Origin of the sequence: Wenzhouxiangella sp. 15190, assembly GCF_003417465.1 — a bacterium.
In the GTDB taxonomy this organism is placed as follows: domain Bacteria; phylum Pseudomonadota; class Gammaproteobacteria; order Xanthomonadales; family Wenzhouxiangellaceae; genus Wenzhouxiangella.
On sequence record NZ_QVMV01000046.1, the window covers coordinates 37,811 to 58,180 of the forward strand.

The 20,370-nt window shown below is 64.2% G+C and carries 15 protein-coding genes; 4 read left to right on the top strand and 11 right to left on the bottom strand.

The window, feature by feature from the left end; genetic code table 11:
* The first annotated feature begins 32 nt into the window (after positions 1-32).
* A complete protein-coding gene (locus tag DZK26_RS11840) occupies positions 33-2,366 on the top strand; it encodes an ATP-binding protein (protein WP_181918470.1) in 2,334 nt (777 codons plus the stop codon).
* A gap of 45 nt (positions 2,367-2,411) precedes the next feature.
* On the opposite strand, the gene DZK26_RS11845 is transcribed toward DZK26_RS11840, so the two are convergent.
* On the bottom strand, positions 2,412-3,086 hold the full coding sequence (locus DZK26_RS11845) for a 3-deoxy-D-manno-octulosonic acid kinase (RefSeq protein WP_116899016.1): 675 nt from the start codon (positions 3,084-3,086) through the stop codon (positions 2,412-2,414).
* A gap of 15 nt (positions 3,087-3,101) precedes the next feature.
* Between DZK26_RS11845 and DZK26_RS11850 the strand changes: the two genes are divergently transcribed.
* Positions 3,102-4,175: a glycosyltransferase family 9 protein gene (locus tag DZK26_RS11850; RefSeq protein WP_116899015.1), complete on the top strand. Its 1,074-nt coding sequence runs from the start codon at positions 3,102-3,104 to the stop codon at positions 4,173-4,175.
* On the opposite strand, the gene DZK26_RS11855 is transcribed toward DZK26_RS11850, so the two are convergent.
* The 10 genes from DZK26_RS11855 to DZK26_RS11900 all read right to left on the bottom strand — a co-directional run bounded on the left by DZK26_RS11855 (position 4,176) and on the right by DZK26_RS11900 (position 17,571).
* Positions 4,176-6,506 (bottom strand): Ig-like domain-containing protein, encoded by a 2,331-nt coding sequence (locus DZK26_RS11855; RefSeq protein ID WP_181918468.1) that lies wholly within the window; start codon positions 6,504-6,506, stop codon positions 4,176-4,178.
* Between the two features lie 111 nt (positions 6,507-6,617).
* A complete protein-coding gene (locus DZK26_RS11860) occupies positions 6,618-7,007 on the bottom strand; it encodes a DUF6165 family protein (protein WP_116899013.1) in 390 nt (129 codons plus the stop codon).
* Positions 7,008-7,199: 192 nt separating this feature from the next.
* The gene (pnp, locus tag DZK26_RS11865) at positions 7,200-9,311 is read right to left on the bottom strand and encodes a polyribonucleotide nucleotidyltransferase (protein ID WP_116899051.1); all 2,112 of its coding nucleotides are present in this window, start codon (positions 9,309-9,311) and stop codon (positions 7,200-7,202) included.
* 94 nt (positions 9,312-9,405) lie between these two features.
* Positions 9,406-9,675 carry a 30S ribosomal protein S15 gene (gene rpsO / locus DZK26_RS11870; RefSeq protein ID WP_116899012.1) on the bottom strand — a complete coding sequence of 90 codons (270 nt, stop codon included), beginning with the start codon at positions 9,673-9,675 and terminating at the stop codon, positions 9,406-9,408.
* 259 nt (positions 9,676-9,934) lie between these two features.
* On the bottom strand, positions 9,935-13,015 hold the full coding sequence (locus tag DZK26_RS11875) for an efflux RND transporter permease subunit (protein WP_116899011.1): 3,081 nt from the start codon (positions 13,013-13,015) through the stop codon (positions 9,935-9,937).
* Between the two features lie 17 nt (positions 13,016-13,032).
* Positions 13,033-14,610, bottom strand: coding sequence for an efflux RND transporter periplasmic adaptor subunit (locus tag DZK26_RS11880; protein ID WP_181918467.1), 1,578 nt, complete (start codon positions 14,608-14,610; stop codon positions 13,033-13,035).
* Positions 14,600-15,007, bottom strand: a complete 408-nt coding sequence (locus DZK26_RS11885; protein ID WP_116899009.1) for a hypothetical protein — start codon at positions 15,005-15,007, stop codon at positions 14,600-14,602. Before DZK26_RS11885 ends, DZK26_RS11880 begins: the two co-directional genes overlap by 11 nt.
* Positions 15,004-16,200, bottom strand: coding sequence for a TolC family protein (locus DZK26_RS11890; protein ID WP_181918466.1), 1,197 nt, complete (start codon positions 16,198-16,200; stop codon positions 15,004-15,006). Before DZK26_RS11890 ends, DZK26_RS11885 begins: the two co-directional genes overlap by 4 nt.
* 1 nt (position 16,201) lies before the next feature.
* Positions 16,202-17,161, bottom strand: coding sequence for a M56 family metallopeptidase (locus DZK26_RS11895; RefSeq protein ID WP_116899007.1), 960 nt, complete (start codon positions 17,159-17,161; stop codon positions 16,202-16,204).
* Positions 17,158-17,571, bottom strand: a complete 414-nt coding sequence (locus DZK26_RS11900; RefSeq protein ID WP_116899006.1) for a BlaI/MecI/CopY family transcriptional regulator — start codon at positions 17,569-17,571, stop codon at positions 17,158-17,160. Before DZK26_RS11900 ends, DZK26_RS11895 begins: the two co-directional genes overlap by 4 nt.
* 183 nt (positions 17,572-17,754) lie before the next feature.
* On the opposite strand from DZK26_RS11900, the gene DZK26_RS11905 reads away from it, so the two are divergent.
* Both DZK26_RS11905 and DZK26_RS11910 read left to right on the top strand, forming a co-directional pair.
* Positions 17,755-19,362, top strand: coding sequence for a carboxyl transferase domain-containing protein (locus tag DZK26_RS11905; RefSeq protein WP_116899005.1), 1,608 nt, complete (start codon positions 17,755-17,757; stop codon positions 19,360-19,362).
* 201 nt (positions 19,363-19,563) lie between these two features.
* Positions 19,564-20,358, top strand: a complete 795-nt coding sequence (locus DZK26_RS11910; RefSeq protein ID WP_116899004.1) for an enoyl-CoA hydratase-related protein — start codon at positions 19,564-19,566, stop codon at positions 20,356-20,358.
* Positions 20,359-20,370 lie beyond the last annotated feature (12 nt).

Here is a 20,370-nt window from a genome sequence, read left to right on the forward strand (position 1 = left end):
CATCATGAAAGACCATCAGGGAGACTCGTAAAGTGGCACGATACGCAATCCCCCCTGAGCGGCTGCGCTGGCGGCCCGACAACTCCGACATCCCCGGCGAATCGACACGCGACATCCCGGTCCTGGAGGGCACGCTGGGACAGGAAGCGGCCGCCGAGGCGCTGCAGTACGGCATCGCCAATCCCGGCCACAACCAGCACGTCTTCCTTCGCGGGCCGCGCGGCAGCGGCCGGCAACGACTGCTCGACAGCATGTTCAACAGCCTGCGTCCAAAGGCACGCCGCAATCGCGATTTCTGCTTCGTCCACAATTTTTCCAACCCGGATCGGCCAAGACTGATCGTGCTGCCCCGCGGCGAGGGACGACCCTTTCAGAAACAGATGCAGCGCATCGCTTTGTTCGTGCGCGAACGCCTGCCCGACATTCTTGCCAACGAGCCCATTCGAAGCCGGCGCGAGGCCCGTCGCGAGGCGGCCGAGCGCGATATCGCTCAGCTGCTTCGCCCGCTGGAGAAGAAACTCGAATCGGAAGGCCTGGCCCTGACCCGCAGCCAGGCCGGTCCCAATGCCCGATTGCAGGTATCGGTTCGCATCATGGGCAAGCCGGTCTCGCCGGAGGAATTCCGCAACATGGTCGCGCGCAAGCAGGCCAGCGATGACGACCGCAAGAAATACGAAGAACGCATCAAGTCCTACGACGAGGAGATCCAGAAGGCTTCACGCCAAATCCGCAAGAAGTGGCAGCAGGCGCAGCGGCACATCGAGCAGATCGACATGACCGAAACGGCCCGCATCATGGGTGACATGACCGCCGAGGTCGCCCAGCGCTTCAAGGCCAACGGCATCGAAACCTATCTGCGGGAAATCATCGACGACGTACTCGAAAAGCGGATCGGCCACGAAACCAGCGAACTGGCCGACCCGACCGTGCTCTATGGGGTCAATGTGCTCAATATGGGTCAGGAAGAAGACGGCGCGCCGATCGTTACGACCCACTCAACCTCTCCGGCGAGCCTGTTCGGCACCGTCGATCCGGCGTGGCGCAGCGGGGGCCGCGCCGTGGCTTCTTTCCAGGGGATCCGCTCGGGCACGCTGATCCAGGCCGACGGCGGATTCCTGATACTGGACGCGGAAGACCTCGTCAGCGAACCCGGCGTGTTCCGTCAACTCCTGCGCATCCTGCGCGCCGGAGAAGTGGCGATCAACACGCCGACCACCGGCTGGAACCAGGCCGCGCAGTCACTGCGGCCCGAAGTCGTCCCGATCGATGTCGGCGTCGTTCTCGTCGGCGACAACGCGGCCTACGATGAGCTGGCGTCGATCAGCCCCGAGTTTTCCAGGCGGTTTCGCTTGCTCGCCGACCTCGAAGCCAGCGTGCCACGCGATGCCAAGGGCATCGATCGGACCTGCCGGTTCATCGCCTCCGTGGTCCAACTCGAAGATCTGTTGCCACTGACCCGACCCGCGCTGACGACTGTCATGGAAATCAGCGCCCGCCTGTCCGACCGGCCATCGCGGCTGACGAGCCACGTCGGGCGACTGGCCGATATCGTCCGTGAAGCCACCTTTCTCGCCGGCCAGGAGGACGAAACCGAGATTGGCCGTGAACGCATCGAGGAAGCATTCAACCGAATTCGGCGGCGCGCTGGCCTGCCGTCGGCCAGCCGGGTGCTGGACAGCGTCGACAGCGGGCTGATTCGCCTGCGTGGACGCTCCGCCGGCCAACTCAACCTCGTCACGCGAGAGCGGCTGGCCGAGGAGACTTTCGGCATACCGGCCAGGCTGGACGTCACGATCATCGGCGCCCCGCATGCTGACGTATCGCTGGAAAGTGGCGGGCGACAGATTCCGGTGCCTCACTTCCTGATGCCGATGATCACCAGACTTCTGCGCATCGACGCCCTGCCCGACATCCATGTGGCAATGACCCTCAGCCCCACGGTCATGCCCGAGGACTCGGCATCAACGCTTCTTGGTCAGACCTGCGGCCTGCTGGCGGCACTGTCCGGCTTGTCACTCCGGCAGGACCTGGCGGTGATCGGAAGCATCGACGCCCACGGCCAGACCATCGGCGTCGACCACATCAACGAACGTATCGAAGCCTTCTATGATGCCTGCAGCCACGTGGGCCTCAACGGACAACAGGGTGTGATCATTCCGGCCATGGACAGGGATCGACTGGCACTGGAAAGGCGCGTCATCAAGGCCTGCACCAATGACCAGTTCCACATCATGCCGGCCGCCAGCATCACCGAGGCAATCGAACGTCTCACCGGCAAGACCGCCGGCGTCTGGAAGGAAGACAGTTTCCCCGAGGATTCGGTGCTGGGCCTGGCCCGAGCCAACCTGCTGAAAAACCGGGAATGAACGTCCAGGGAAGAAAATAACCACCCCGGTTTCATTTCCGGGCTTTTACGACGTCTCCCTGAGCAGCGCTCGTTCGCCGGCGATGCCGAGCTTGTCGAGCGAGCGCTCGAGTCGCCTGAGCATGGGTTCCGGGTCGACGGGTTCGTCCTCGATTCGGGCCCGGTCGAAATCGATGACGTACCAGTGACCCTCCCCGTCGATCAGGAGATTGTGGGCGTTGAGATCGGGATGGACGACGCCGGCGCGAAAGAAGCGGTCGAGGATTTTACCCAGTCGCCGCCAGTGAAAAGGCTCGAGAATGTCGGCGGCCTGCGGCAAGCTGATGGTGTTGGCCAGCAAGTGGGTGAGAATGGCCGCGCGGCAGGTCGGCCCCTGTCGTTGGCAACCGGCCAGCAGCGGCTGAGGAACGGGTAATCCCATCTCGTGCAGTCTTGCCAGGACCCGGAACTCGCGGAAGCTGCGGCTTCGCTGGTAACCGGTAAACAAATAGCGGTCGCGGCTGACGCGAGCGATCAAGCCGCCACGCAGGTAACGCCGAAGCACCGCCGGACCCACCTCGGTGTCCACCGCCAGGGCCTGCCCGCGGCCGCCGAACTCCGCCAGAACGGCGTTGCGGATACGCCAGAAGCCCGGATCGAGCCACTCCGGGCTGACCACATCAAGCTCGGACGGGTCATATAGAATACGCAGTGAGCCTGCTTGCAGTTGTGTTTCCGGCATATCGCCTTTTCGCTTTTGAATCCCTTTCGCCGCATCGTGCCCGATCTCCAGACGAACGAGCCGCCAAATTCCCTGTGCCTGCTGCGCCTGTCGGCCCTGGGCGACGTGTGCAATACCGTGCCCCTGGTGCGGGCGCTCAAGCGTGCCTGGCCGGAGACCGCACTGACCTGGATCGTCGGCAAGGCCGAACACCGGCTGGTGCACGACCTGCCCGGCATCGACTTCATTGTATTCGACAAGGGCGGCCCCTTCGCCGGCTTCCAGCACGCGCGCCGATCACTGCACAAGCGGCACTTCGACATGCTCCTGCTCGCCCAGGTCTCGCAACGCTCCTCACTGCTCGCCAGCCTGGTACAGGCAGACCGTCGCATCGGCTTCGACCGGGCACGTTCGCGCCCCGGCCACGGCCTGGTCATCAACGAGCGGATCAACACCGTGCCTTTCCAGCACCAGGTCGATGCGTTTCTCGAGTTTGCCCGTTACCTGGGTCTGTCCACGGACGGGGTGGACCGCCGCCTGCCCGTGCCGGAGAAAGCGTACGAGTTCGCCCGCGAGCACCAGCCGGATGCCGGTCGCGCGGTCATCATCAGCCCTGCATCGAGCCATACCCGCCGCAACTGGTACCCCGCCGGCTATGCCGCGGTAGCCGACTGGGTGATCGAGAGGACCGGCCGCCCCGTCATCCTGATGGGCGGCCCCGGGCCGATCGAAAAGGCACTCGGCGAAGCCGTCGAACACGAAATGAAGAACACGCCGGTCAACCTGATCGGGCGGGACACGATCAAGCAGGCGCTTGCCATGTTCGAGCGCGCCGCCTGCGTGATCTCTCCGGACTCCGGCCCGGCCCATTTCGCCGACGCCATGGGCACGCCGGTGGTCGGCCTTTACGCGGCGACCTGGGCGCGACGTTCCGGGCCGATCGACAGCCTGAAACACACCATCGACTGCTTCCCGGAGGCTGCACGAAAGTTTACGCGGCGACCGCCCGAGGATCTGCGCTGGGGCAAGCGGCTGGAGCGCCCCGGGGTGATGGAACTCATCACCCCGGAGATGGTTATAGAAAAGCTCGAGCCGCTCCTGTCCGACTGATTACCAGCCAACGCACTCAGGGGACGCGTTTTCGGTGTCCGAACCCGAAACGCGATTGACCGAGACATTGGCTTGCGCCGTGGCTCCCGAAGGATCCGAGATCGTGTACCGGAACCGGTTGCGGCCGTTGCACGAGTCGCTGACGCGGAACGTGATGGTGCCATCGTTGTTGACGGTCACCTCGGCCGGCATGCCGTACCACTGAACCACGTCCACGATTTCGAGCGGGTCGCCGTCGGGATCGAAGTCATTGGCCAGCACATCGACTGTGACGGGTTGGCCGACCGTGGTCTCGGCAGCATCGGGATTGGCCACCGGTGCGCGATTGGCGAAGGCAACGTCAATGGTGACCGTGCCCGAAGCCTCGCCGCCCCGGCCGTCGGATATCGTGAAGGTGAAGCTGTCACTACCGACGAACTCGTCGTCCGGAAGGTAGCGCAACTCGTCACCCGACTGCGTGACCGTGCCATTGTCGGGCTGTGTGAAGCCGGCGATACTCAGTTCGTCACCGTCCGGATCGGTGGCTTCAGCCAGCACGTCGATGTCGACCGACTGGTTGCGCAACGTATTCGCCGTCAGGTCACCGACCACCGGCGGCTCGTTGGGCGACTCGACCGTGACGCTCACCGTCGCGGAAGCCTCGCCGCCGAAACCGTCCTCGACCGTATAGCTGAAGCTGTCGCTGCCGGCGAACCCGCTCTCGGGCGTGTAGATGACTTGATCGCCGCTGACTGAAGCCTGGCCATTGGCCGGCTGGGTCACGCCGACGAGGGTCAGCGGATCGCCGTCGGCATCGCTGTCGTTGGCCAGCACGTCGAGGGCATTGTCGACCGAATCAGTCTCGACGGTGAATTGATCGTCGGCCGCCTGCGGCGCCTCGTTGGCGAACTCGACCTCGCCTTCGGTGACGCTGGCCGTGCTTTCCTGGTAGCGGTAGTAGTCGACGATGCGCTTGTGGCGGACCGGATTGCGCAGCGCGCGACGAATCCACGGCGCCTCGACCGGCACTTCCACCTGGCGAATCTCGGTGGCGGACTCGTCCGGGCCGACGGTGACCTTCTTGGTGCTCTTGCGCTCGGTCGCGAAGCTGATCTCCACGCGGCGGTTGCGGCTCCGGTTTTCCTCGGAGTCATTGGGGAAGCGTGGCTCGGTCTCGCCTTCGCCACGCCATTCGATATCACCCGAATCGACGCCGTTGGCGGACAGGTAGTCGACCACGGAGCGGGCGCGCCGCTCACTCAGGCCCTGGTTATAGGCTTCAGTACCGATATCGCAGGTGTGCCCGACGATCTGGATGTCGCCGACCAGACCGCCGTCCTCGATCGCGGCCACGATCTCGTCGAGGGTGTTCTCCGCACCCGATTTCAGTTCGGAGCTGTCGAAATCGAAGGTCGTGCGATCAGTGAGGGTGACTTCATTGATGGTGACACGTTCCTCGGTACGCGGCTCCCCGGGCACTTCGACTTCCACATCGCGATACTGACGCAACGGACGGAAGGAACTGTCGGCGCCACCGAAACTGAAACTGTAGACGACGCTGCCGCGCAGATCACTGTCGTCGACGACGAAGTCACCGTCCTTGTGGGCATAGCTGGTGCGGAAACTGAGGCTGTGAGGCGACTTGTGGAAGTGCTTGTCCAGCGACAGCGAGGCGGTGACCTGCGAAGAGCTGAAGTCGCCCTCCTCGTAATCCAGGCCGCCTCTGAGGCGCAGCAGCGGGTTCTCGAAGAACCGCTCGGCACGCAGGCCCAGGCCCCACTCGTAGGGTTCCTCGAACCATTCAGTCACGGTTTCGATGGTATCGACGCGCGAGAAGGCGCGGCCGTCGATCTCGCCGCTGACCAGCATTTCCTCGATGGTGGTCCCCCGGTCGACGAGTCGCTCGTCGGACAGGGCCGTCATGCCGTAACCGGAAAAGGCCCACTTGCGGCCTTCCCAGCCGCCGCCGAAGGTCAGCTTGCGGTCTTCGAGCTGGTTCTGGTCGGCGGCAACGAACAACTTGGCCACATTACCGTCGGTGTAGACCGGTCCGTCGGGGCCTTCCTCGGCGGTTTCGTTGATCAGCCAGTGATAGTTGAGCTTGACACCGCCAGCACCTTCGCTGCCGAGCCAGCCGTCGCCGATAAAGCTCGAACGCTGCGATTCATAGACGGCTGCCTCGAATTCACCGATGACATCGAACTCGCTGTCGAGCCCGATACCAACACGATAACGATCGCCAATGAAGTGGAAGGTCGGCGTTCCGGCCTGGCTGCGAGGCGCATCTTCGTCCTCGACCTGGGCAATCGCCACGGCGGCCAGCCCCTGGGCCAGCACCAGAGAAAGCATCATTTTTCGAAACATCGCAGCGCCCCTGCCGTTGTTGAAAGTACGGGGCAATTCTACTCCCTCGGTGGCGACAAGGCCACGAAAAGTACGGGAGAATCTTGTGGATTCGAAGGTTCAGGTATATTCGGTATACGACTTTTCTTCGATGATCTCCGACCCCAGCATCTCGTTGATCCGTTTCTTCAGCGCCGCGCGATCATCGTTGCGCTGGTAGACCGATCGCGCCAACTCGATGAAGCGATCACCAAAGCGCTTTTCGCGCTCCTCGTCGCGGATGGCGTCTTCGATCTCCCATAGCGCCTCGTTCATCTCTCGCAGTTGAGCGCGCAGACGAGTGACCTCGTCGTCATCCAGATCGCATTCTCGCCAGACGCGGGACAGGAACTCGTACTCACGCTGCACATTGGCCCGCTGGGCCTCGTTGCCGATACGCTCGAGCTTGATCTCGAGGATGGTGAGCTTGTCGAGCAGTTCACCGGGAGAGACGGGGATCAGCAGTTCCATAAGACGTCCCTGGCCGCCATAGCGCGAAACCTAAATGACACAGAATAAAGAAAACCGCGAAGACTCAAAGTTCGCAAAGTTAATGAATGAAAGTTTATCCATTCCCAATCTTTGCGTTCTTAGCGCTCTTCGCGGTTAGTCGCTTTTCGGATCAACAGTTGCCCGGGCGTCCGGGCAACCGCCTTGAGGCGATCAGCTGCTCTCGCCTTCCTTCTCGTCTTCCTTGAGCGCCTTCATGCTCAGGCGAATGCGACCCTGCTTGTCGACCTCGAGGACCTTGACCTTGACCTTGTCGCCTTCGGCCAGCTCGTCGGTGACATTCTCGACGCGCTCGTCGGAGATCTGCGAAATGTGCACCAGACCATCCTTGCCCGGCAGGATCGTCACGAAAGCACCAAAGTTCATGATCTTGGTGACCGTGCCCTCGTAAACCGCACCCACTTCGACATCGGCAGTGATCTGCTCGATCATTTTGCGCGCGTCATCGGCTGCAGCCTGGTTGACGGAGGCAATCGTGACCGTGCCGTCGTCCTGGATGTCGATGGTGGTGCCGGTTTCCTCGGTGATCTGACGGATGGTCGCACCACCCTTGCCGATCACGTCGCGGATCTTGTCCGGATGCACCTTCATGGTGAACAGGCGCGGCGCGTACTCGCTCATCTCTTCGCGCGGATGATCGATGATCTGGTTCATCTGCTCGAGAATGTGGCCACGGCCGGCATTGGCCTGCTTGAGCGCGACTTCCATGATCTCTTTGGTGATGCCGGTGATCTTGATGTCCATCTGCAGCGCCGTCACGCCGTCGGCGGAGCCGGCTACCTTGAAGTCCATGTCGCCGAGATGATCCTCATCACCGAGAATATCGGTCAGCACGGCAAAACGGTCGCCGTCCTTGATCAGACCCATGGCAATACCGGCCACCGGCGCCTTGATCGGCACACCGGCGTCCATCATCGCCAGCGAGGAACCGCAGACGGTCGCCATGGAGCTCGAACCGTTGGACTCGGTCACTTCCGAGACGATACGCAGCACGTAGGGAAACTCCTCACCCTTGGGTACCACCGCGCCCAGTGCGCGTTTGGCCAGCTTGCCGTGGCCGATTTCGCGACGCTTGGGACCGAGCATGAAGCTGGTCTCGCCAACACAGAACGGGGGGAAGTTGTAGTGGAGCATGAACTGCTCCTTGTACTCACCCTCGATGGCGTCGATGATCTGCGCGTCCCGGCCGGTACCCAGCGTGACCACGCACATGGCCTGGGTCTCGCCGCGGGTGAAGATGGCCGAACCGTGGGTCCGCGGGAAAACGCCGACCTGCATGTCCAGCGGACGCACGGTGGTCAGGTCGCGGCCGTCGATGCGCGGCTTGCCGTCGAGAATCTGGTCGCGCACGTAGTTCTTCTCCAGTGCGGCGAATTCGTCCTTGACGTCGTCCTCGCTCGGAGCGTTCTCGTCGCCTTCCGGGCACAGCTTCTCGACCACGCTCGCGCGCAGTTCGCTGATGGCCTCACGACGGACGGTCTTGTCGGTGTTCTCGTAGGCCTTGGCCAGGCTTTCGGAAGCCAGTTCGGCAACTTTCTGGTCCAGGCCGGCCGGGCGTTCCGGCGCCTGCCAGTCCCACTTGGGCTTGCCGGCTTCGCTGGTGAGTTCCTCGATGGCCTTGATGGCCACCTGCATCTGCTCGTGGCCGAAGGTGACCGCGCCGAGCATCTGCTCCTCGGAAAGCTGATCGGCTTCGGATTCGACCATCAGCACGGCCTCGGAGGTGCCGGCGACGATCAGGTTCAGGCGCGATTCCTCGAGCTGGGTGGCGGTCGGGTTGACGACATATTCACCGTCGATGAAGCCGACACGAGCACCGCCGATCGGACCCTGGAACGGGGCACCGGACAGCGACAGCGCGGCCGAAGCGCCGATCATGGCCGGAATGTCGGCGTCGACCTCCGGATTGGAGGACATCACCGTGGCGATGACCTGGGTTTCGTTGAGAAAGCCCTTGGGGAACAGCGGCCGGATGGGACGGTCGATCAGGCGCGAGGTCAGGGTTTCCTTCTCGGTCGGACGCCCTTCGCGCTTGAAGAAACCGCCGGGAATGCGGCCGGCGGAATAGAATTTTTCCTGGTAGTTGACGGTCAGCGGGAAAAAGGGCTGACCCGGCTTGGCTTCCTTGCGAGCCACGGCGGTCACCAGAACCACGGTATCGGCCATTGTGACCAACACGGCACCGTCGGCCTGACGCGCGACATGCCCGGTCTCGAGTGTCACATCGTGTTCGCCGAATTTGAACGTTTTGCTGAACTTCTTCACTTCACTCACTCCACTTTGCACTTGCAATAGAAAACACCCCGGAATAGCTCGCAAGCTACCGGGGTGTCGGTATCAATCGGATAAAATCCGCTTCTTAGCGGCGCAGGCCAAGGCGCTCGATCAGGTCGCGATAACGCTGGATGTCCTTTTTCTTGACATAGTCCAGCAGGGAGCGACGCTGATTGACAAGCTTGAGCAGGCCTCGACGGGAGTGATGGTCTTTCTTGTGATTCTCGAAATGCCCGGTCAGGTGCTGGATGCGCGCGGTCAGCAACGCAACCTGCACTTCCGGTGAACCCGTATCACCCTCGGAGAGCTGGTAATCCTTGACAACCTGGCTCTTTTCTTCAGCGGTCAGAGTCATTGTTCAATCTACTCCTGAAAACAGTTCTGTAGAGCGACCGGGCTTTTCCAGAAAACCCCCTGGGATGGTCCCAGGCCGGGCTTTGTGCAAAAGCCCCAGTCGCCGGATTTCATCAAGCCCAGCATTATAACCGCCCCGAACAGGCCGGAGCAACCAGTTTGGGCACCAAAATCCGTGGTCCGTGGCCGGAATCCGTAGCCTGAGAATCGTAAATCGCCTGATGCTCACTACCGCGATCCAAGCACAAGAATTCCGACTTCTACGCATCCAGCGGCAAAAACCGCCGACACACTGCCGGCACGACGAGCATGTTGAGCAGCGTCGAGGACACCAAACCCCACAGGATAACGACCGCCATCGGCGACTGGATCTCACTGCCCGGCTCGCCGGCGGCCAGTGCCAGCGGGACCAGGGCCAGGGCCGTGGCCAGGGCGGTCATGAGGATCGGCACCAGCCGTTCCTCGGCGCCGCGACGAATCGCTTCCTCCAGGCCCAGGCCGTCGGTTCGCAGCCGGCCGATGTGATCGACCAGGATGACACCGTTGCGCGTGGCGATGCCGAACAGGGCGATGAACCCGATGAGCGCCGCGATCGTCATGATGCCACCGGTCAGCCACACGCCGACTACTCCGCCGATCAGCGCCAGCGGCAGGTTGAGCATGACGATAAAGGCCGAGCGCGCATTGCCGAAGGCGCCGACCAACAAAAGGAATATACCGACGATTACCGCCCCGCCCAGAAACATGAGACGGGTTCCGGCCGAAGCGGCGCTCTCGAACTGTCCGCCGTACTCGATGTGATAACCCGGCGGCAGCTCGACACTTTCGCCCAGCGCACGGCGAATATCATCGACCACACCCACTAGATCGCGTCCGGCGACGTTGGCCATGACGACCATCCGTCGCTGCACATTCTCGCGACCGATGGTGTTTGGCCCACGATCGCGCTCGATATCGGCAATCGCAGCAAAGGGTACGCGCGCACCCGAATCCAGCGTCAGCGCTGTCTGCCGAATGGTCTCCAGACTCTCCCGCACCGACTCGGGGAAGCGCACGACCAGGTCGTGGCTGGCCTGCCCTTCGAGGATGCGACCGACGGTGGCGCCCGTCATGGCCCCCTCCAAAGCCTCTGAGGCCTCCTGGACGCTCAGGCCATAGTTGGCCAGCGCCAGGCGATCGAAGCGCACGCTCACGAAGGGGATCTCGCTTTGCTCCTCCATCGCCACGTCGACCGCGCCGGGCACTTCAGCCACCCGCGACTCGACCTGCGAGCCCAGGTTTCGGAGCTCGGCCAGGTCCTCGCCGAAGATCTTGATGGCAATATTGGCCCGCGTGCCCGAGAGCATGTGATCGATACGATGGGAGATGGGCTGTCCGATGATGACGTTGGTTCCGGGCAACAGCGCAAACTGCGAGCGGAGTTGCGCCAGCAGTTCAGCTTTCTCTCTTTCCTGCATCTCGAGAGAGACATCGATTTCCGAAGCGAAAACCTGCTGCGCGTGTGGATCAAGCTCCGCACGCCCCGTGCGCCTGGCCGTAGCCACCACCTCGGGTTGCTCCAGCAGGATGGTCTCGACCCGCCGCCCGATGGCGTCGGACTGCTCCAGCGAGGTTCCCGGCAGGGTGACCACGCTCAAAGTTAGGCTACCTTCGTTGAACTCCGGCAGGAACCCGCGCCCGGCCATCGTCAGCATGATGATCGATGCGGCCAACAAGGTCGCCGCCGCAGCGATGACCAGACGCCAGTGATCCATGGCAAATCCCAACGCTGGGCGATAGATGCGCTTGAGCCCGGATATCAGGCGGGTGTCGTGGTCCTGATGAACCGCCCGGCTGCCCGGCAGGCCGAGCAGCGCCAGCACCGGCGTCACCGTGACGGCCACCAGCAGCGAGGCGGCCAGGGAAATGACGTAAGCCAGCCCGAGCGGCTGCAACAGCCGCCCTTCCACGCCGTGCAGAAAAAACAGTGGCAGGAAGACCAGGATGATGATCAGCGTGGCGAATACGATGGAGGCCTCGATTTCGCGCGTGGCCTCAAATACGACGCTCAGGTTCCCGCGCCCTTCCTCGGCGGGCTTTTGCGCGTTCTCGCGAAGCCGCCGGACGATGTTTTCAACGACTATGATGGCGTCGTCGACCAACGCGCCCAGGGCGATGGCCATACCGCCGAGCGTCATGGTGTTGATGCTGCCACCCACGAAGCGGATACCCAGCACGGCCACCAGCAACGACAGCGGAATCGCCAACAGCGCAATGCCTGTCGCACGCAGGCTGAACAGGAATACGAACATGATCAGCACCACCAGCACGGCACCGTCGCGAACAGCCACGACCAGGTTGTCGATGGCGACCTCGATGAAGTCGGCCTGCCGGAAGGCGTCGGTCTCGATGCGCATGCCGTCGGGCAATGCCGCGCCGAGATCAGCGATCACTTCATCCAGTCGCTCGGTCAGCATCAGGGTATTGACGTCGGGCTGCTTCTGAATCCCGAGCACGACGGCCGAGTGCGCGTTGTAAGCTGCCGACCCGCGGCGCGGTGCCGGGCCGATACCCACGTCGGCCACATCCTGCACCAGCACCGGAATCTCGTCCCGGTGCAGGACAACGGCCCGGCGGATGTCCTCCAGGCCCTCGGCGCGTCCAATGCCGCGGATGAGGAATTCCTGGCCGTTTTCGGTCATGAACCCCGCCGAGGCATTGGCGCTGGCCTCGCCGACCGCCTCGCTGAGCTGGTCGAGCGTAATGCCATAGGCGGCAAGTCGCTCCGGACTGGCCACGACCTGATACTGCCGGGTGCGGCCGCCGTTGGGAATCACCTCGGCCACCCCGGGCACGGCCAGAAGGCGCCTTCGAACGGTCCAGTCGGCCACGGTCTTGAGCGCCATCTCGTCGTGTTCGTCCGAGACCAGGGCGATGAACATCACCTCGCCCATGATTGAGGTCACCGGCGCCAGCTGCGGCGGGGGCAGGTCGGCCGGCAGCGAGCTGCGTGCGCCCTGCAGTTTCTCCGATACAATCTGGCGGGCGCGATAGATATCGGTGCCCCACTCGAATTCAACCGTGATCACGCTGATACCGATGCCGCTGTTGGAGCGCACGCGGCGTACGCCGCTGGCCCCGTTCATCGCTGTCTCGATGGGAAAAGTCACCAGCCGCTCAACATCTTCGGGCGGCATGCCGTGAGCCTCGGCGACCACCGTCACCGAAGGCGCAGTCAGGTCGGGAAAGACGTCCATGGGCGAGCGCAGCCCCACCCAGGTACCCCAGGCCAGCAGGAAGACCGCCGCTGCCAGAACCAGCAGACGGTTGTTCAGCGAAATGCTGATGATGCGATCGATCATCGTCTAGAAACCCTGGTTCAGTGCGCGTGGCCGTGGCCGATTTCATTGCCGCCGGCGGCGGCCAGACGGACGGGATACGCCCCTTTCGAAACCACGCGTTCGCCGGCGCTCACACCCGAGAGCACGGCAACGTAGTCGCCGTCGATGGCGCCCAGCCTCACGGGCCGACGGGCGAAAGTCTCCCCGCCGGTCTGTACGTAGACCACCTCACGCCCACCGTCCTCGACAACGGCCGATCGCGGCAGGGCCAGTCGCGACTGCGACTCGGCCACGAAAACGTGGGCGGGTAGGCGCGCCCCGATCAGCCGCGGGCCGGACTCGACCGGGTAGTCCAGGGTCACACCGACCGTTCGAGTCACCGGGTGGACGGCTGCCTCGGTCTGCACCACCCGCGCGCCCGTTGCCTGATCGAGGACGACGACCGAACCGTCGTTTCCTTCCAGCCAGGCGCCGGAGGCGCGACCGATGTCACCGGCAAAGCGCTCGGGCAGCCGGACTTCGAGCCAACGACGCTCGGGTGAGGCCACGCGGAAGACGCGATCGCCGGCGCGCACGAAAGCACCCGGCCGGGCGGTCACCTCGACCACCTCGCCGGCGACCGGCGATCGCAGGGCGATACCGGCAACGCCGTCGCCCTGCTCGTATTGCTGCAGCCGCGCGCGGGCGGCCTCGAACTCGGCCTGGGCGACTTCGACGCGCTCGCGCGCCTCGATCAGGCGGCGCTCGGGCACCGCGCCCTGCTCAAACAGGGGCGCAAGCCGCTCGACGTCGCGCCGGGCCAGGGCCAGGGTTGAACGGGCCTGCTCCAGATCGACGCGCAGGCGGCCGAAATCGGTTTCCGCGCCCAGGCGCGGCACGACGAAACCCAGCACCTCGCCCGCGGCGACGCGGTCGCCGGCGCGAGACAGCGCCCGGTGCGCGATATGGCCGTCGGCCGGCGCCCGGAGTTCGGCTCCGGCGTCGGCCGGGGCAGTCACCGTGGCAAAACCCAGCACCGAGGGCCTGAGGGGACGTTCGACCACCGGTTCGGTGGCGAACACGTCCGTCCACTGCTGTTCCTTGAGATAGTTGATGTCGCCTTCCGGCGCCGGGGCGGTGACGCGGGCGGCCTGCGGCGAGTCGTAGACGCGGAAGCTACCGAGATCGTGCTCGACTTCAAGACCTTCTCCCTGCACGCGCACCAGCAGACGAAACTCACCCGCCTCGCGCGGGGTGACCGCCGGGGTAAACAACCCGGCACGTGCCGGCTCATTGACGCGAAAACGCGCCACGGTGCGGCCGTCCTGCTCCAGAACTACATCCAGACGCCCGGCACGCATGGGCTGGAAATCGCTCAGGCGCGTGATGTGGGCGGCAAACCTCGAGGTCTCACCGGCCACCAGGGGTGGAAACTCGACGAACAACTCCGTCTGTGCGCTGTGGTCGGTGACGACCACCGATTCGCCGGCGGGCGCATTATCGTGTTCGTCTTCGCCGGCTCCGGCCGCGCCATGGTCGTGACCGGCCTCGTCACCGACGCTGCAGCCGGATCCAAGCAGGATCAACAGGGCCAGCGCGGCTGCGACCGGGCCGGCCCCGCTTCGATCAATGGTCATGCGCCTCCCCGCCGTCGTGATCATGCGAGTCGTCTTCGTGCGCGTGCTCGCCTTCTTCGTGCTCGTGCCCGTCGTCGTGATCGTGTGCTTCGCCCTCGGCGTGAGCTTCGTCGTGGTTCTCGTCGTGCATCATCTCGCCGGAATGGCCGGCGGAGTCGGCCGCCTCGTCGCCGTAATAGGCTTCGGTTTCGGTCGTCGCGCCTTCGTCGTGCGGATGGCCGTGATCGTCGCCCGACTCGCCGTCATGGGCGTGATCGCCCTCGTGCGAATCTGCATCGGCATGCTCGTGCGCTTCGCCGTCGTCATGGGCATGACCGTGATCACCGTCGCCGGCGCCACAGGCGGTCAGCGCCAGGGCCAGCAGGCCCGCCAGAATGGTCAGCAGGGACTTGTTCATGGTTCACCTCTCATCAGTTGCAATTCGATATGGGATTGTCTTGCCGCCAGCGCGCGGCGAATTCGCTCGCGGCTCGCGGCCAATTCCGTTCGGTGGGCGTCGATCAGTTCAAGCACCCCGATCTCGCCCGCCCGGTAGGCGCTCTCGGCGATTTCGGCCAGGGACTCGGCGTCCTGGATCTCGCTCAACGCCAGTGCGGCGCTGCGACGCGCCTCGAGTTCGCGGGCGGCGCTTCTGATCTCGGACGTCAGTCGTGAAATCATCAATTCGCGTTCGGCGGCGAGCCGACGCGCCTGGGCGCTTTCGGCCTGGGCCCGCCCGGCCCCGCGGTCGAACAGGGGCACTTCCAGGCCCACCATGAAGAGATTGCCGCTGGCCGAAATTCCGGGCTCGTCGAGTTCGCGCCGGCCCACGCCCAGCGTCATTTCCGGCCAGCGGCCGCGCTCGGCCGCCCGAGCAGAAAGTTCGGCAGCCCGGATTTCCGCGTTTAGGGCCCGCAACTCGGGATGGTCGGCCACCAGGTGGCGCGGCTCCGCGACCTTCGACATCGGCGGGAGCAGTTCTCCGGCCAGTTCGACCGGCTCATGCTCGATCAGACCGAACAAGCGGTCGCGCGCGGAAGCCGCCCGGGCCTGCGTCTCCAGTCGGTCACCTTTGAGCGCGGCGAGTTCGTGGCGCAATCGCAACGCGTCGAATCGGGAGGCGTCCCCTGCCCGCGCACGCTCATCGACGTCGGCGACCAGCTGCGCCAGGCGGTCGTGCCAGCGATCTACCGCCTCGGCCTGACTAGACGCCGCCAGGGCGTCGTAGAAGTGCCGACGGATCAGCGCCGCCTGCTCGTTGCGGTCCAGGTCGATGCGCGCGCCGCTGGCGGCGCTTCGGAAACGTGCCGAGCGCCGCTCGAGTCCATGGACGCCGGCGAGATTGAACCGCTGTCGAAGCCAGTAAAAGTGGTCTTCGACGGCACCGCCGGCGAGGTCGGCTTCTTCATAGCTGTACTCGATCTCCGGGTTGTCCCACTGGCCGGCCGTGCGGGCGAGGCCATCGGCCTGAGCTCTTCCCGCTTCCAGCCAACCCGCAAAATCCGATCTTTCGAGCCCGATCCGAACCGCTTCGGCTTCGGAAAGATACGGCTGGGCGTAGGCATGCAAGGAGACAGCCAGCAACCCGATGAGGGCGAGAAATTTCGACATGTCAGGCTCCCAGGATGGCACCCAGAAAGGTCTCCATGGCGTGATGCGCGCCTGCCAGCGGCCAGGCCGAGGCCAGGGCCATGACGCCCAGGGCAACGGCAGCCCAGTCAGCGGCGGCAGAAGCCCGCCCGCCATCGTCAAGCAGCCGCTCGACGCGAAATGCGACGTTCGCACCCCCGGCCGAAAGACCGGCGGTGGCGGGAAAGTGCTGCTGCCGGACCACCTTGAGCAAGACCTGCGCCGTGATGGAGCGGCCGAAGCGAAGCGCAACCCGATCGTCGGCGCGTTCTTCGATTGCCTGGCGCCAATTGGCCCGCAGGCGCTTGGCCATGGCCGGCCAGTGAACCGTCAGCAGCCATTCGAACAGCGACGACTTGACGAGATCGCCCTGACGCAAATGGGCGGCTTCATGGGCGACGACCACGCGCCGCTCACGTCGATCGAGCCCCTCGAGCAGCCCGCGCGAAATCAGGAGCACGGGCCGAAGCGGCCTTGCCACCAACGCCATCGAACGTCTGTCTTCGATGCGACGCATCAAGCCGCCGGTGGGCAGCAGGCGCAACAGCCCGTTGAGACGCCTGCGCCGACCCAACGCAGCCATCAAGTGGCGAACGGCGGTAACCGCCAAGACTGCCAGCACCAATAGCAGCGCCGCAGCTGCCAGCGGGTCGACCTGAAAGGCCGGAAAGTGTTCGAAACAGAGATGGGGATGCCCATCGCCGTGGGCCCGGCAGTGATCGTCCAACCAGCCCGCGCGCTTGCCGGCAGCCACCGCGCCGAGCGATGCGATCCAGGTCACCGGAAGCAGCCAGGGCAAAAGCGCCACCAGCGTAGTCCGCCGAATCCGGCGATCAGGCGACTCTGGCTCGCAAGACCATCTCGACAGCATGCTCGACAGCACGATGCCGACCGCCCAGGCCAGCACGCCCAGAACCAGAAACATCGTGAGCAACTCGATCACCGCGATTCCTCTTGGCGCCGGCGATTCAGGACGGCCTCCAGCCGCTCGATGGTGGCTTCGTCCATGCCCTCGGCCGACTCCACGAAGGCAGCAATGGAGGCCGCCGGGTCGCCGCCCAACCGGCCCAACATGTCCCGCATGTAGGCGGCAACCAGTTCGTCCCGGCAAACCTTCGGCGAATATCGAAACGCATGGCCTTGCTTGCGGCGTTTCACCAGCTGCTTGCGGTGCAGGCGCTCGAGGGTCGACTGGACCGTGTTGAGAGAAATACCCCGCTCCACGCCCATGCAATCGTGAAGCGCCTTGGCCGTCCACTCGGACTCGGTCCAGAGCCGTTCCATCACGGCGACTTCAAGGTTACCGAGCAAAGGCATGGGCGAACGGATGTCGCTGGCGTTATCGCTTGACACTTTTTCTGGATCTCGCGCGAACCGGGGCACGAAGTCTACGCAGGCAAAAACCGAGCGTCAATCGGTTTTTACGGCTAACGAGTCAGGGCTCGAAGCCCGGATAGGCCTCGTTGGTCTTCATGCAATGAGCCAACCACCCGGCCAACCCGCTACAATGAAACGCTTTGACCGACTGGAGCGCCCATGCCCCGCCTGGACAGCCACGTCAACCGCAAGGACGCCGATTTCGTCGCCCGCGACGAGCATCACCGGCAACTGGCCGCCGACCTGCGCGAGAAACTCGAGCGAACCGCGCTGGGCGGGCCGGAGAAGTCACGCGAAAAGCACGAGGGTCGTGGCAAGCTGCTTCCACGCGAGCGCGTGCGCACCCTGCTCGACCCCGGCAGCCCGTTCCTGGAGGTCGCGCCGCTGGCGGCCTTTGGGCTGTACGAGGATGCCGCGCCCGGCGCGGGCATCATCACCGGCGTGGGGCGCGTCAATGGCGTCGAGTGCATGGTCGTGGCCAACGACGCCACGGTGAAGGGCGGTACCTACTACCCCATCACGGTCAAGAAACACCTGCGCGCCCAGGAAATCGCGCTGGAGAACAACCTGCCCTGCATCTACCTGGTCGATTCCGGCGGCGCCTTCCTGCCGTTGCAGGACGAGGTCTTCCCCGACCGCGACCATTTCGGCCGCATCTTCTACAACCAGGCGCGACTGTCGGCGAAGAACATCCCGCAGATCGCGGTCGTGATGGGCTCGTGCACCGCCGGCGGGGCCTATGTGCCGGCAATGTGTGACGAGGCGATCATCGTCAAGGAACAGGGCACGATCTTTCTCGGTGGCCCACCGCTGGTCAAGGCCGCCACCGGCGAGGAAGTCGATGCCGAAACGCTGGGCGGCGCGGACGTGCACACCCGCCTGTCCGGCGTGGCCGACCATTTCGCCGAAAACGACACCCATGCGGTGGCCATCGCACGTGAGCTGGTCGGCAACCTCAATCGTCCCGAGCCGGCCTTCGGTCCGAGTGAAGAACCGAGCGAGCCGGCCTGGACCGTCAAGGACATCTACGGCATCCTGCCCGACGACACCCGCTACCCCTTCGAGGTGCGCGAGATCATTGCCCGCATCGTCGACGGCTCGGAGTTCACGGAGTTCAAGGCCCGCTACGGCACCACCCTGGTCTGCGGCTTCGCGTCGATTCACGGTTACAAGGTGGGCATCGTCGCCAACAACGGCATCCTGTTTTCCGAGTCGGCCCTGAAAGGCGCGCATTTCATCGAACTGTGTAACCAGCGCAACATCCCGCTGGTATTCCTGCAGAACATCACCGGCTTCATGGTCGGCAAGAAATACGAGCAATCGGGTATCGCCCGCGACGGCGCCAAGATGGTCACCGCCGTGGCCTGCTCGCATGTACCCAAGTTCACGGTGGTCATCGGCGGCTCCTTCGGTGCCGGCAACTACGCCATGTGCGGCCGCGCCTACCAGCCGCGCTTCCTGTGGATGTGGCCCAATGCCCGCATCTCCGTGATGGGCGGCGACCAGGCCGCCAGCGTGCTCGCCACAATCAAGCGCGACGCGCTGGAAGCACGCGGCGAGGAGTGGTCGGACGACGAGGAAGAGAAGTTCAAGGCGCCGATCCGTGACCAGTACGAACACCAGGGGCATCCCTACTACGCCAGCGCACGCCTTTGGGACGACGGCATCATCGATCCCGTCGATACACGGCGCGTGCTTGGCCTGGCCATCGCGGCTTCCGCCAACGCCCCGATCGAACGGGGGCGCTTCGGCGTATTCCGGATGTAGCGGAAAAAGTGTTAAGTGTTAAGTGTTAAGTGTGAAGTGTGCAGGTGTTAGGTGTTAGGTGTTAGGTGTTAGGTGTTATGCGGCGAGCTTAGCCCTTGGTGCACAACTTCAACGTGACTGCCGAAACTTAACACTTCACACTTTACACCGACGACTAGGCCCACCACTGGGTGAGTAGCCAAAAACGTACGAGATCAGACCATGACTGACCTGCTTAAACTCAAAATCGACGACCGCGGCGTGGCCACGGTGACGCTCAACCGGCCCGAGGTGCACAACGCCTTCAACGCCGAGCTGGTGGCCGAGCTGTCGGAGACTTTCGACAAGGTCGCCAAGGAGAATGCACGGGCCATGATCCTCACCGGCGAGGGCCACAGCTTCTCTGCCGGGGCGGATCTCAACTGGATGCGCTCGATGGCCGAAGGCTCGGAAGCCGAGAACCGCGACGATGCCAAGCGTCTGGCGGCCATGCTGCGCAAACTGGACCAGCTGGCCTGCCCGACCGTTGCACGCGTCAACGGTCACGCCTTCGGCGGCGGCGTGGGCCTGATCGCCTGCTGCGACCTGGCCGTGGCGCTCGAGACCGCAAAGTTCGGCCTGACGGAAGTGCGCCTGGGCCTGGCGCCGGCGACCATCGCGCCGTTCGTCATCCCGCGCATCGGCGTCAACAATGCCCGTCACTACATGCTCACCGGTGAGCGCGTCGACGCCGAACGCGCCGTGCATATCGGCCTGGTCAGCGATACCGTACCCACCGGCCAGCTCGACGGCCACGTGGCCGACCTGGTCGACCTGCTGCTCGCCGGCGGCCCGCACGCGCAGGCGCACTGCAAGGAATTGATCCACACCATCGCCAGCGGCCGTCACGATGAAGCCGAAACCGACCGCCGCACCTCCGAACTGATCGCCGCCCTGCGCGTCTCCCGAGAAGGCCAGGAAGGCCTCAACGCCTTCCTCGAAAAGCGTAAGCCGTCCTGGATTGCAGGCGATTCCTGAAAAATCTTTATG